This is a genomic window from Bordetella ansorpii (genome assembly GCF_900078705.1).
GTDB lineage: Bacteria > Pseudomonadota > Gammaproteobacteria > Burkholderiales > Burkholderiaceae_B > Bordetella > Bordetella ansorpii_A.
The window spans coordinates 171581-183731 of sequence record NZ_FKIF01000003.1 but is presented as its reverse complement, the minus strand read 5'-3'; the positions used below and the strand labels follow the sequence as shown (position 1 = coordinate 183731).

Annotated in this window: 11 protein-coding genes and 1 pseudogene; 6 read left to right on the top strand and 6 right to left on the bottom strand. The window is 68.8% G+C overall.

Features of this window, described 5'->3' with window-relative positions; genetic code table 11:
* Positions 1 to 50: 50 nt before the first annotated feature.
* The 3 genes from A6745_RS09410 to modB are packed head-to-tail and all read right to left on the bottom strand — an operon-like array spanning position 51 to position 2273.
* Positions 51 to 827 carry a sulfate/molybdate ABC transporter ATP-binding protein gene (locus A6745_RS09410; protein WP_066126197.1) on the bottom strand — a complete coding sequence of 259 codons (777 nt, stop codon included), beginning with the start codon at positions 825 to 827 and terminating at the stop codon, positions 51 to 53.
* Positions 824 to 1573 carry a molybdate ABC transporter substrate-binding protein gene (modA, locus tag A6745_RS09405; protein ID WP_066126193.1) on the bottom strand — a complete coding sequence of 250 codons (750 nt, stop codon included), beginning with the start codon at positions 1571 to 1573 and terminating at the stop codon, positions 824 to 826. The genes A6745_RS09410 and modA overlap by 4 nt, the downstream gene beginning before the upstream one ends.
* Before the next feature lie 22 nt (positions 1574 to 1595).
* Positions 1596 to 2273, bottom strand: coding sequence for a molybdate ABC transporter permease subunit (gene modB / locus A6745_RS09400; protein ID WP_066126472.1), 678 nt, complete (start codon positions 2271 to 2273; stop codon positions 1596 to 1598).
* 182 nt (positions 2274 to 2455) lie between these two features.
* On the opposite strand from modB, the gene A6745_RS29025 reads away from it, so the two are divergent.
* Entirely contained in the window at positions 2456 to 2845 is a 390-nt protein-coding gene (locus tag A6745_RS29025) for a hypothetical protein (protein ID WP_082852989.1), read from the top strand.
* Between the two features lie 155 nt (positions 2846 to 3000).
* Positions 3001 to 3513 (top strand): hypothetical protein, encoded by a 513-nt coding sequence (locus tag A6745_RS09390; protein WP_231885958.1) that lies wholly within the window; start codon positions 3001 to 3003, stop codon positions 3511 to 3513.
* 30 nt (positions 3514 to 3543) lie between these two features.
* Here A6745_RS09390 and A6745_RS09385 read toward each other — a convergent pair whose 3' ends face one another.
* The gene (locus A6745_RS09385; protein ID WP_066126187.1) at positions 3544 to 3903 is read right to left on the bottom strand and encodes a winged helix-turn-helix domain-containing protein; all 360 of its coding nucleotides are present in this window, start codon (positions 3901 to 3903) and stop codon (positions 3544 to 3546) included.
* Positions 3904 to 4033: 130 nt separating this feature from the next.
* Positions 4034 to 4942, bottom strand: a complete 909-nt coding sequence (locus A6745_RS09380) for a D-hexose-6-phosphate mutarotase (RefSeq protein WP_066126185.1) — start codon at positions 4940 to 4942, stop codon at positions 4034 to 4036.
* Between the two features lie 163 nt (positions 4943 to 5105).
* Between A6745_RS09380 and A6745_RS09375 the strand changes: the two genes are divergently transcribed.
* Positions 5106 to 5531 carry a DUF1810 domain-containing protein gene (locus tag A6745_RS09375; RefSeq protein WP_066126183.1) on the top strand — a complete coding sequence of 142 codons (426 nt, stop codon included), beginning with the start codon at positions 5106 to 5108 and terminating at the stop codon, positions 5529 to 5531.
* Positions 5532 to 5558: 27 nt separating this feature from the next.
* Here the strand turns inward: A6745_RS09375 and soxR are convergent, their stop codons facing one another.
* Positions 5559 to 6035 (bottom strand): redox-sensitive transcriptional activator SoxR, encoded by a 477-nt coding sequence (gene soxR, locus A6745_RS09370; protein ID WP_066126181.1) that lies wholly within the window; start codon positions 6033 to 6035, stop codon positions 5559 to 5561.
* 217 nt (positions 6036 to 6252) lie between these two features.
* On the opposite strand from soxR, the pseudogene A6745_RS09365 reads away from it, so the two are divergent.
* The 3 genes and pseudogenes from A6745_RS09365 to A6745_RS09355 all read left to right on the top strand — a co-directional run bounded on the left by A6745_RS09365 (position 6253) and on the right by A6745_RS09355 (position 12099).
* Positions 6253 to 7430, top strand: a pseudogene (locus tag A6745_RS09365) (efflux RND transporter periplasmic adaptor subunit).
* 11 nt (positions 7431 to 7441) lie between these two features.
* A complete protein-coding gene (locus tag A6745_RS09360; protein WP_066126179.1) occupies positions 7442 to 10615 on the top strand; it encodes an efflux RND transporter permease subunit in 3174 nt (1057 codons plus the stop codon).
* Entirely contained in the window at positions 10612 to 12099 is a 1488-nt protein-coding gene (locus A6745_RS09355; protein ID WP_066126176.1) for an efflux transporter outer membrane subunit, read from the top strand. Before A6745_RS09360 ends, A6745_RS09355 begins: the two co-directional genes overlap by 4 nt.
* The last annotated feature ends 52 nt before the right edge of the window (positions 12100 to 12151 follow it).

Sequence of the window (12151 nt, the reverse complement as noted above, 5' to 3'; positions counted from 1 at the left end):
CGCGCTTGGCATCGGCTCGCGATTTCCGCTGGCAACCCGCGTCGGCTGCGTCACGTACGGCCGCCGAGCAGTGCGCGCACCTTGCTGCGCACCGGGGTGTCCTCATTGGACTGCACGCCCAGCCGAGTCGCCAGTTCGCGGCTTGCGCCGCTGCGCACGTCGATCTCGCGCGTGACCTGGCCATTCTCGTAGATGAAGGCCACGTCGGCCAGTTCCAGCACGTCGTCCGCGTCGTGCGAGATCATCAGCGCCGGGATGTTCCATTGCCGGCGCACTTCACCCAGCTCGCGCCGCAGCGACGCCCGCAGCATGGGGTTCAGGGCCGCGAAGGGCTCGTCCAGCAGCAGCACCCTGGGTTCGCAGGCCAGCGCGCGGGCCAGGGCCACGCGCTGCTGCTGGCCGCCCGACAGCTTGACCGGCCGGCTGTCCGCCATCCCTGCCAGGCCAAAGCGTTCCAGCAGATCCTGCACGCGCGCCGCGTCTTCCGGGGACAGGCGCCGCTTGCGCCACGACGTCAGGCCAAAGGCCACGTTCTGGCGCACCGTCAGGTGCGGGAACAGCGCGTAATGCTGGAACAGATAACCGACCCGGCGCTCGCGCGGCGGCAGGTCGATGCCGCGCGCCGCGTCGAACAGCGTGCGGCCGTCCAGCCTCACGTGGCCGGCGCGGGGCGTAAGCAGGCCGGCGATGGCCTGCAGCGTCAGCGACTTGCCGGCGCCCGACGGGCCGTACAGGGCCGCGAACGGCGCATCGGTGGCGAACCGCACCCGCAGGTCGAAACGCCGCGCCCCGTCCCGCAGATCCAGTTCCAGGTCCAGGTCGATCATGGCTTGCCGAAACCGTGGCGTTCCAGCACTTCGCGGGCCAGCGGCGTGGCCAGGAAGTCTGCGTACTGCCTGGCCAGGTCCTTGTGCGCGCTGTCGGCGCCCACGGCCACCGGGTAGCTGACGGGCGTGTGGCCCTCGGCGGTCATCACGATCCTGACCTCGTCCTTCCTCACGGCCGCGTCGGTGCGGTACACGAAGCCGGCGTCCACTTCGCCGCGGGCCACGTAGTCCAACACCTGGCGCACGCTGTCGGCGGGCACGAACTTGGGTTCCAGCGTGGTCCACAGCCCGGCGCTTTCGAGCACCTGCCGGGTGTAGCGGCCCACCGGCACGCTGGCGACCTTGCCGATGGCGATGCGCTTGACCGCCGGGGTGTCCAGGTCCTGCAGCGTCCTGATCGGCGCGCTGTCCCGCATCGGCGCGACCAGCACCACGCTGTTGGTGGCGAAGTCGCGGCGCGTCCGCGCATCCACCAGTTTCTGCGCCACGGCCTTGTCCATCGTGGCCTGGTCGGCGCTGGCGAACACATCGACCTGGGCGCCGCCGGCCATCTGCTGCAGCAGCGTGCCCGAGGCGCCGTAGTTGGCGCGCACGGTCGTGCCCGGGGCCTTGGCCGAGAACAGCCTGTTGATCTCGTTGAAGGCGTCGGTCAGGCTGGCGGCGGCCGAGACGGTCAGTTCCGCGGTGTGGGCCGGCAGGGGCAGGGCGAGGGCGAGCAGCAGGCTGGCGATACGGGCGCGGCGCATGGGGCGGAGTCCTTGGTCGGGATCAGCGTACGGAAAGATAGCGGTTGGAGGCCGCCAGGATGGCGACCGACAGCAGCGAGGTGACGGCCACCAGCAGGAGGGCCAGATCGTCCTGGCCGGCCTGCACGGCGTCGTAGATGGCCATGGACAGCGTTTGGGTGCGGCCGGGAATCGAGCCCGCCACCATCAGCGAGGCGCCGAACTCGCCCATGGCGCGGGCGAAGGCCAGCAGTGTGCCGGCCAGGATGCCGGGCCAGGCCAGCGGCAGGGTGACACGGACGAACACCGACCACGGGGACTGGCGCAGCGTGCTGGCCGCCGATTCCATGGTGCGGTCGATGTGGGCGAACGCCGAACTGGCGGATTTCAGCACCAGCGGCAATGCCACCACCGCCGAGGCCGCCACGGCCCCGTGCCAACTGAAGATGAGGGTGTAGTCGAGGTGCTCGCGCAGCCAGGCGCCCAGCGGGCTGCGCCGGCCAGCGGCCACCAGGATGGCGTAGCCGATGACGGTGGGCGGCAGCACCAGCGGCAACATGCAGATGGCCTCGAGCACGCCGCTGCCCGGAAACGGCCGGCGCGCGAACAGCCAGCCGAGGGCGACGCCGATGACCAGGGCCACGACCGTGGCCAGCGCGGCGACCTTCAGGGAAAGGATCAGCGGAAACCACTCGAAGGCGGCCAGCGTGGGTAGCGTCATATCCGCAAGAATACAACGAAAAACAGGATTGTAAAGATTGGCGACGGCAATGCGGCCCCTTTGCCGTTTCAGCAAACTGCCCAGCACGCCGCTGCGGTGGATGAGCCACATGCAGCATTTCAGATGCACCTATTTGTCACCTTGCGACTGTGGCTGCCCGATACCGCGTGCAATAATGAATCATGTCGAAACCGCGCAAATCCGCTGCAGCCAGTACGCGTCAGATCGCCAAAACGTCGATCAGCCCTGCCGTGCGCGGAACGTATGCGGCGCCCAAGACGCTAGTGGGATCGTTCGCGGCAACTGCGCTCGTGTCGGAACCTCCGGCAAGTAAGGCGCCAGCCAAAAAAGCCGCCTCCAAAAAGATTGCCGCTAAGAAGGCGCCTGCCAAAAAGACCATGGCAAAGGTGGCTGCCAAAAAAGCGCCAGCAAAGAAGCCGCTTGCCGCGTCGGCAGCGGGCTCGGCTCAATCGGCCAAGCCTTATGCGCTGAGCCGCCAAAAGACTTTGGACGTGTTGCGCAAGGCGGGTGTACTGACCGCCTCCGGTCATCTGACCAAAGTATTCCAGTGACGCCGGGCCATCTACTGCTGGCCTACCACGGGTGTGACGCGACAACACGCGACGATCTGGTGTCGGGGCGTCTGCGAGCCCTGGACCATACTCAGAATGAATATGATTGGTTAGGCCCTGGAACCTATTTTTTCGAAGGCGATCCGCAGCGTGCGATGAACTTCGCCGCTGAATCGGCGGCGCATCCCGACAGGCTCTACACCAAACGGCCGATCCTCACACCGGCGGTGGTTGGCGCGGTGATCTGCGTGTCCGGATGTCTGGACATGACGACCCAGACAGGTCTGGACGAGTTTTCCGAAGTGCTTGAGCAACTCAAGGCCGTAGGCGCGCCATTGGCCAGGAATGACGACAACAATCCTTTGCTGCGCAGATTGAACAATCAAGTCTTCACGGCATTGCATGCGTTTCGTCAGGCGCAAAGCATGCAGGCCTATCAAATGGTGCGTGGCGCGTTCCTGCAAGGCGAGCCGCTAGGCGATGCGTATTCCGGGTTCAGTCGCGATGGTCACATCCAATTGGCCGTGCGCGATGCCGGCATCGTCGTCAGCGGGTTCCTGCCGCAGGAGGATCGTCTGATGACCGCCGACGAATACGAGGCTGCGCAGGCTCTGCGCGCCGCGGCGCCCGTCGGCTCTGCGCGCAAGCCCAGGCGCCGCGCGCCGTAACTCGGACGTCGCTGCGCTGGTGCGCCTGGCTCAAGGCGCCAGCATGCTCGTCAGCGTGGCGATCTCGTCGGCCGCCGCGGCCCGCGCGCGCGCCTCGATGGCGCGATAGCAGCGGATCAGCTCCAGCCCCGTGGGTGTGACCACCGTGCCGCCGCCGCGGGCGCCGCCCGTCGCGCTCTGCACCGCCGGGTGCCGCAGCGATCGGTTCAGTTCGTCGATCAGCAGCCAGGCGCGCCGGTACGACATGCCCAGCTGTTGCGCCGCCGCCGTGATGGAGCCGGCCTCGATGATGGCTTCGAGCAGCGCGATCTTGCCTGGCCCCACGGCGATGTCCGCGTCGCGGTAGACACGCATGCGGAACTGGACGCGGGGAGGATCGGAGCGGGACATGGCACGGAGGAAATCGGGGCGAAGCCCATTGTGTCACCGTTCCGTGGCGTGCGCCCGGGCCGCCCGCCTGCCGTGAGCTTTTGCCGTCCCCCGGCCCGGCAGGGCCGGGGACGGCGGCATGCAGGCCGGTTCAATCCCCCGTATCGGCCTGGATCGCCAGCGCCACCGTCTCGGTCGCGCCCGCTTCCACGGTCAGCACGTCGTCCATGATGCGCGCCGTCTCGATGCACAGCATGCGCTGCCAGGCATCGCTGGCAAAGTCGGACAGCCGCGCCGACTTCTCGATCCACGGATTCCACACCACCGCCGAGCGCGAGTTCGATGCCGCCAGGCGCAGGGTGCGGCCCCAGTCGGGGTCGTGCACCTCGATGGGCCGGTCCACTTCCTGGTAGATGCGGTCGGTCTCTTCCTCGATGGCGATCTCGCCCTGCTGGCGCAACTGCGTCCAGCCGCGCGCCGTATCCAGGTAGGGTTTGTCCTGCAGGCCGTCGATGCGGATGCGCCGGCTGTCGGATACCGCCAGATACGTGTGCAGGGCCAGGCTGACGGTAAAGGGCGACGAGCCCGTATTGGTGATCGAGAAACCCAGTTCCAGCGATTTGCCGAAGCGCGCCGTCAGCGCCAGCCGGGCCGAATGGCGCCAGGGGCCGATGCCGTCTTCCAGATCCAGCGCGAACATCAGTTCGGCCCAGTCCTTGCCCGTCTCGGGGTCGGCCAGTTGCCAGTCCAGTCCGCGCACCAGGCCGTGCGAGGGCGCGTCCTCCGGCGCGTTCACGCTGTCGCGCACCGATTTCGGATTGCGCGCATAGACGCCGAACCAGGGCCAGCAGACAGGCACGCCGCCGCGTACCGAGACGCCGGCGCGGAACGACGCCTGCTCCGACAGCCACACCAGCGGCTTGCCGCCGGTGGGCGTATAGCTCAGCAGTTGCGCACCCTGTGGCGCCATCAGCGCCGAACCGTGCGGCGTCTCGATGCGCAGGCAATCCAGTTCGCCCAGGCGCTCTGGGAAGATGCGTACGGGGGCAGGGGTGTTCATGGCGGTCGGTCTCCTATGATGTCCCGGACAGTGTAAGACCGGGCAGGGCGCCCGCGGCGTAGCGCTATGTTGCAAGCGGTTCCCAGCCGGGACGTGACGCAGCCGGACAAGGGGCTCTACACTGGGGTCCGACCCGGCCTGGCCGGCCTTGCGCGAGACGCCCATGAGCGAAGACCCCTTCAATCTGCAACGCTTCGTCGATGCCCAGGACGAGGTCTATTCGCAGGCGCTGGCCGAACTGGCCCGCGGCCGCAAGGCCAGCCACTGGATGTGGTTCGTCTTTCCGCAACTGCGCGGGCTGGGCCGCAGCGACGCCGCGCAGTTCTACGGCATTGCCTCGCGCGACGAGGCCTCGGCCTATCTGCGGCATCCCCTGCTGGGCGCGCGCCTGCGCGAATGCGTGCACACGCTGCTGGCCCTGGGCACCGCCGATCCGCGCGCCATCTTCGGCTCGCCCGACGACATGAAACTGCGCTCCTGCCTGACACTGTTCGCCGCCATCGCACCCGGCGACGCGGGCGTCGAGGCGGCGCTGTCGCGGTTCTATCCGGACGGCCCGGACGCGCAGACGCTGCGCCTGCTGGACTAGGGCTTGCTGCCCTGGACGGGCCGCGCTTCAGTCGTCCGGATACACATCCCCCATCCACACCCGCGCGCCCGCGCCGGCGCGGGCTGCCCGGTCGTTCGGGTTGCTCAGCTTGCAGCGTTTCAACGACAGGCAGCCGCAGCCGATGCAGTGGTTCAGGTCCATGTCCAGCCTTTGCAGTTCCGCGATGCGCTGCTTCACGCGCGCGCGCCAGTCGCGCGACATCCGGTCCCAGTCGGCCTTGGTTGGCGCCCTGTTCACGCCCAGGCCGTTCAACTGCTCGGCGATCTCCTCCAGCGTATAGCCGATGCGCTGCGAGAACACGATGAAGGCGATGCGGCGCAGGCTGGCGCGGGGAAAATGGCGCCGGCTGCTGCCCTGGCGCACCGACTGGATCAGGCCCAGCGATTCGTAATAGCGCAGCGCCGACGCCGCCACGCCGCTACGCGCCGCGACTTCGCCGATGGACAGCAGCGTGGCTTCATTCATCTCGGATTTGGCGGACATATGCCTCCAGCAGGGTTTTTGTTGACTTGAAGTTCACTTGAACTTTTACCATGCGCCCACTTCTTCACGGTACCCCCCGTCATGGCGGCGGGCGCTCGGGCAGGGCAAGCCGGGATCGCGGACATGGCCTAGTCAAATAGGCATGTCTTGGATCTTGGCCCCAGGCATGCGGCGCACCACCATGGCGGCACCTCAACCTCCGCAAGCGCTCTCTCCCATGCACGGCTCTCACGCCTTCAGATTCCGCCCCTTGTCCGCCCGCTTGTCGGCGGGCGTCCTCACCCTGATGCTGGCCGCGTGCCAGCCGCCCGCAGCCGACGTCGCGCCGCCCGTGCCCGAGGTCGGCGTGGCCGTCATCCAGCCGCGCGCCGTCCAACTGAAGGACGAGTTCAATGGCCGCCTCGAAGCCGTCGATGCCGTCGAGCTTCGTCCCCGCGTCAGCGGCTATCTCGAGCGCGTGGCCTTCAGGGAAGGCGACTTCGTGACACGGGGCGATGTGCTGTTCGTCATCGACCCGCGCCCCTACCGCATCGCGCTGGACCGCGCCATCGCCCAGCAGCAGCAGGCTCGCGCGGCCGCGCAGCTGGCGCGCGTGCAATTGCAGCGCGTGCGGACGTTGATGAAGGCGCGCGCCACCTCGCAGGAAGAGCTGGACAACGTCCAGGCCGCCCAACTGCAGGCGCAGGCTTCGTTGCGCGCCGCCGACGCCGCCGTCGACGACGCCAGGCTGAACCTCGGCTACACCGAAGTGCGCGCCCCCATTTCTGGCCGCATCGGCCGCGCCCTGCTGACGGTGGGCAACCTGGCGCGCGCGGACCAGTCGCTGCTGAGCACCGTGGTGTCGCAGGACCCGGTCTACGTGTACTTCGATTGCGACGAGCAGAGCTTCCTGCGCTACACCGCGCAGCGCGCCCAGGGCGAGGGGCGCGCGATCGCGCAGGCGCCCGTGGGCATCGCGCTGGCCAACGACCAGGGCTTCCCGCACACGGGCACGGTGGACTTCCTGGACAACCGCCTGGATCCGGCCACCGGCACCATCCGCGCGCGCGCGCGCGGCTGGCCAATCCCGGCCAGGCCTTCGTGCCCGGCCTGTACGCGCGCGTGCAGTTGAACAGCGGCGCTGCCCAGTCCGCGCTGCTGGTCGACGACAAGGCCGTGCTGACCGACCAGAGCCAGAAGTACGTCTATGTGATCGGCCCGGAAAACAAGGCATTGCGCCGCGACGTGACGGTGGGCCGGGCCGTGGACGGCCAGCGCATCGTCGAGACCGGCCTTTCGCCCGGCGATCAGGTCGTGGTCGAGGGCTTCCAGAAGATCTTCTACCCTGGCGCGCCGGTCAAGCCGGTGGCGCTGGCCGGGCAAGCCGCCGCTGGCGCAGCCGGCAACAAGCCGTAAGGCAGGACGCCATGGATTTCTCCAAGTTCTTCATCGACCGGCCGATCTTCGCGGTCGTGCTGTCTATCATCCTCTTCGCGGTCGGCCTGATCGCCATTCCCGTGCTGCCCGCGGGCGAGTATCCCGAGGTCGTGCCGCCCAGCGTGGTCGTGCGCGCCACGTACCCGGGCGCCAATCCCAAGGAGATCGCCGAGTCCGTCGCCGCGCCGCTCGAAGAGGCCATCAACGGCGTCGAGGGCATCATGTACATGAAGTCCGTGTCCAGCTCGGACGGCACGCTGCAGGTGGCCGTCACCTTCCTGCCCGGCGTCGATCCGGACACGGCGGCGGTGCGCGTGCAGAACCGCGTCAGCCAGTCGTTGTCGCGCCTGCCGGAAGAGGTCCGCCAGTTCGGCGTGACCACGCAGAAACAATCGCCCACGCCGCTGATGTACCTGACGCTGTATTCGCCGGACAACAGCCGCGATTCGCTGTACATGCGCAACTATCTGCTGCTGCACGTGAAGGACGAGCTGTCGCGCATTCCCGGCGTGGGCGACGTCGGCCTGTATGGCGCTGGCGACTACGCCATGCGGCTGTGGCTCGACCCCAACCGCCTGGCCTCGCGCGGCCTGGCCGCCAGCGACGTGCTGGCCGCCGTGCGCGAGCAGAACGCGCAGGTGTCCGCGGGCCAGCTGGGCGCCGAGCCCAGTCCCCGTGCCGGCGACTTCCTGACCCCCATCAACGTGCGCGGCCGCCTGAAGAGCGCCGAAGAGTTCGGCAACATCGTGCTGCGCGCGGGGGCGGACGGGCAGGTGGTCAAGCTTGCCGACGTGGCGCGCATCGAACTGGGGGCGGGCGACTACACCCTGCGCGCCTACCGCGACGACAGGAATTCGGCGTCGGTGGGCGTGTTCCTGTCGCCCGGCGCCAACTCGCTGGCCGTGGCCGAGGTCGTCTACGCCAAGCTGGATGAACTGGCGCAACGCTTTCCCTCGGGCCTGAAGTACGAGGCCACCTGGGATCCCACGGTCTTCGTGCGCGACTCCATCGAGGCCGTGCAGCACACGCTGATCGAGGCGGTGGTGCTGGTGGTGTTCGTGGTGATCCTGTTCCTGCAGACCTGGCGCGCGTCCATCATTCCGCTGGTGGCCGTGCCGGTGTCGGTGGTGGGCACCTTCGCGTTCCTGCTGCTGCTGGGATACTCCATCAATACACTGACGCTGTTCGGGCTGGTGCTGGCCATCGGCATCGTGGTGGACGACGCCATCGTGGTGGTCGAGAACGTCGAGCGCAACATCGAACGGGGCCTCGCCCCGCGCGAGGCCGCGCACCAGGCCATGAAGGAAGTCTCCGGCCCCATCATCGCCATCATGCTGGTGCTGTGCGCGGTGTTCGTGCCCATGGCCTTCATGAGCGGCGTCACCGGCCAGTTCTACAAGCAGTTCGCCGTCACCATCGCCATTTCGACGGTCATCTCCACCATCAATTCGCTGACGCTGTCGCCCGCGCTGGCCGCCAGGCTGCTGCGGCCGCATGGCGCGCCGCGCGATGGCCTGTCGCGCGCCATCGATGCGATGCTGGGCTGGCTGTTCCGGCCGTTCAACCGCTTCTTCCAGCGCAGTTCCGATGGCTATCACGGCGTGGTGGGCCGCTCGCTGAAACGGCGCGGCCTGGTGTTCGCCGTGTATGCGGTGCTGCTGGCGGCCACGGCGTATCTGTTCGACACGGTGCCGTCCGGCTTCATTCCCACGCAGGACAAGCTGTACCTGTTTGCGGGCGCCAAGCTGCCCGAGGGCGCCTCGCTGGCGCGCACCACCGAGGTGATGCAGCAGATGACCCGGATGGCCCTGGACACCGATGGGGTGGAAACGGTCGCGGGTTTCGCCGGCTTGAATGCCCTGCAGCAGACCAACACGCCCAACATCACCAACAGCTACGTCATCCTCAAGCCGTTCGGCCAGCGCACCCGCACAGCGGCCGAGATCAACGCCGAGCTCGGCGCCAAGTTCTCGACCATCAAGGGCGGCTTCGCCTATGCGCTGATGCCGCCGCCCATCCAGGGCCTGGGCAACGGCTCGGGCTACTCGCTGTACCTGGAGGACCGGGGCGGACTGGGCTACGGCGCCTTGCAGAAGGCCACCGAGGCCTTCATGGGGGCGGTGGCGCAGACGCCGGGCATGGGATACCCGGTCAGTTCCTACCAGGCCAACATTCCCCAGTTGGAGGTGAACGTGGACCGCATCAAGGCCAAGGCGCAGGGCGTGTCGCTGACCGACCTGTTCCAGACCCTGCAGGTGTACCTGGGGTCGAGCTACGTCAACGACTTCAATCTGTTCGGACGGGTGTACCGCGTGATGGCGCAGGCCGATGCCGACCATCGCCAGGCCGTGGCCGACATCGGCAACCTGCGCGTGCGCAACGCCGCGGGCCAGATGGTGCCGATAGGCTCCATGGTCACCGTGACGCCCACCTTCGGGCCGGACCCGGTGATGCGCTACAACGGCTATCCCGCCGCCGACCTCATCGGCGAATCCGACCCGCGCGTGCTGTCCTCGGGCCAGACGATCGCCAAGCTGGAAGAGATCGCCAGGCAGGTCCTGCCGCCCGGCATCGTGCTGGAGTGGAGCGATCTCAGCTATCAACAGGTCACGCAGAGCAATGCCGCCATCGTGGTGTTCCCGCTGGCGCTGATGCTGGTGTTCCTGGTGCTGGCCGCGCTGTACGAGAGCTGGACGCTGCCGCTGGCCGTGATCCTGATCGTGCCGGTGTGCATGTGCGCCGCGCTGTTCGGCGTGTGGCTGGCCGGCGGCGACAACAACGTGTTCGTACAGGTGGGGCTGGTGGTGCTGATGGGCCTGGCGTGCAAGAACGCCATCCTGATCGTGGAGTTCGCGCGTGAACTGGAGATCCAGGGCAAGGGCACCGTCGAGGCCGCGCTGCAGGCGTGCCGCCTGCGGCTGCGGCCCATCGTCATGACCTCGGTCGCCTTCATCGCTGGCTCGGTGCCGTTGCTGATCGGCAGCGGCGCGGGCGCCGAGGTGCGCGCCGCCACCGGCGTCACCGTGTTCGGGGGCATGCTGGGCGTGACGCTGTTCGGCCTGTTCCTCACGCCGGTCTTCTACGTCGCCATCCGCAAGCTGGCGGGCACCCGGCTGGCCGGGCATCACGAGGCGCATATCGCGCTAGAAGGAGAACATCGATGAACGCGCGCCTTGTCCGCTATCCGCTCGCGCTGGCCGCGGCGCTGGTCCTGTCCGCCTGCGCGGTCGGTCCCGACTACGAACGCCCCGCCTCGCCATTGCCCGACCGATACGCCCGCGAGGCTGCGCACGCCGGGCCAGGCAAGGCGGCGCGGGATGGGGCCGATGCCGCCTTCTGGCAGGGCTTCGGCGACCCCGTGCTGGGCCGATTGGTCGAGCAGGCCTATGCCGCCAACCATGACCTGCGCATTGCCATCGCGCGCCATGACTCGGCCAACGCGCTGTTGTCCGGCGCCAAGCTGGACCGCTATCCCACCGTCACCGCCAGCGGCCAGATCGGCCATCAACGGATGAGCCGCGACGAGGCCTTCGGCGCGCCGCGCGACCCGCGCGGTTCTCCCACCTCCAGCCTCGCGGCCAATGCTTCGTGGGAACTGGACCTGTTCGGCCGGGTACGCCGCGATATCGAGGCCCAGCGCGCCGAGACCGACGCCAGCGCGGCGGACGTGCGCGCGGTGCGGGTGGCCATCGCGGGCGACGTGGCGCAGAGCTATATGCAGTTGCGCGGCGCGCAGCGGCGCCTGCAACTGGCGCGCGACAACGCGCGGACGCAGCAGGAGACGCTGTCGCTGGTGCGGGCACGCGTGGATGCCGGACGCGGCTCCGACCTGGACGCGGCCCGCGCCCGGGCGCAGTACGAGTCCACGGCCTCGCGCATCGCGGCCTACGAGGCCGTCATCGGCGTCAGCCAGCATCGCCTGGCGGTGCTGACCGGGCAGCCGCCCGAGGCGCTGATCGCGCGCCTGGACGCGCCCGGGGCCATGCCCTCGCCGCCGCCTTCCATCGGCCCCGGCACGCCGGGCGACCTGCTGCGCCGCCGTCCGGACGTCGCCGCGGCCGAGGCCCGGCTGCATGCCGCCACCGCGCGCATCGGCGTGGCCACGGCGGGGCTGTTTCCGCGCCTCTCCCTGATGGGACTGATCGGCAGCAGCACGGGCAGCTACGACTTCTTCCGGGACGGCAGCGACCGCAACCTGATCGCGCTGGGTATCGACTGGTCTTTCCTGGACGTGGGCCGGGTGCGCGCCCGCATCGCCGCCAGCGACGCCGACGCGGCGGGACTGCTGGCCCAGTATCAGCAGACCGTGCTGCGCGCGGCCGAGGACACCGAGAACGCCTTGCTGACCTTGTCGCGCACGCAGGCCGAGGCCGGGCACCTGCGGCGGGCCGCCGAGGACAGCGCCCGGGCCAGCGACCTGGCGCGCTCCCGGTTCCAGGCGGGCGCCATCGGGTTCTTCGAGGTGCTGGACATCGAACGCAGCCGCCTGCAGGCACAGGATGCGGCGGCCGAGGCCGATACCCGGCAGGCCACGGCGGCGGTGGCCTTGTATCGCGCCCTGGCGGGGGGCTGGCCGCCGGAGGCGGACCGCCAGGATTCCGCTGCCGTGGACAGGGCGGCCGGCGCCGCAGCGCCGTACGCCCGCTGACGCCGTTCCACACGCTTGCTTACGGATCTCGCCAATTCCGGCGGGATTCGTA

Excerpts from the sequence above, each read along its gene's own strand:
- A6745_RS09380 (WP_066126185.1), bottom strand. The coding sequence starts at position 4,942 with ATGAACACCCCTGCCCCCGTACGCATCTTCCCAGAGCGCCTGGGCGAA.
- soxR (WP_066126181.1), bottom strand. The coding sequence starts at position 6,035 with ATGTCCGCCAAATCCGAGATGAATGAAGCCACGCTGCTGTCCATCGGC.
- A6745_RS09355 (WP_066126176.1), top strand. The coding sequence starts at position 10,612 with ATGAACGCGCGCCTTGTCCGCTATCCGCTCGCGCTGGCCGCGGCGCTG.
- modA (WP_066126193.1), bottom strand. The coding sequence starts at position 1,573 with ATGCGCCGCGCCCGTATCGCCAGCCTGCTGCTCGCCCTCGCCCTGCCC.
- A6745_RS09410 (WP_066126197.1), bottom strand. The coding sequence starts at position 827 with ATGATCGACCTGGACCTGGAACTGGATCTGCGGGACGGGGCGCGGCGT.
- A6745_RS09375 (WP_066126183.1), top strand. The coding sequence starts at position 5,106 with ATGAGCGAAGACCCCTTCAATCTGCAACGCTTCGTCGATGCCCAGGAC.
- A6745_RS09360 (WP_066126179.1), top strand. The coding sequence starts at position 7,442 with ATGGATTTCTCCAAGTTCTTCATCGACCGGCCGATCTTCGCGGTCGTG.
- A6745_RS29025 (WP_082852989.1), top strand. The coding sequence starts at position 2,456 with ATGTCGAAACCGCGCAAATCCGCTGCAGCCAGTACGCGTCAGATCGCC.
- A6745_RS09385 (WP_066126187.1), bottom strand. The coding sequence starts at position 3,903 with ATGTCCCGCTCCGATCCTCCCCGCGTCCAGTTCCGCATGCGTGTCTAC.
- A6745_RS09390 (WP_231885958.1), top strand. The coding sequence starts at position 3,001 with ATGAACTTCGCCGCTGAATCGGCGGCGCATCCCGACAGGCTCTACACC.
- modB (WP_066126472.1), bottom strand. The coding sequence starts at position 2,273 with ATGACGCTACCCACGCTGGCCGCCTTCGAGTGGTTTCCGCTGATCCTT.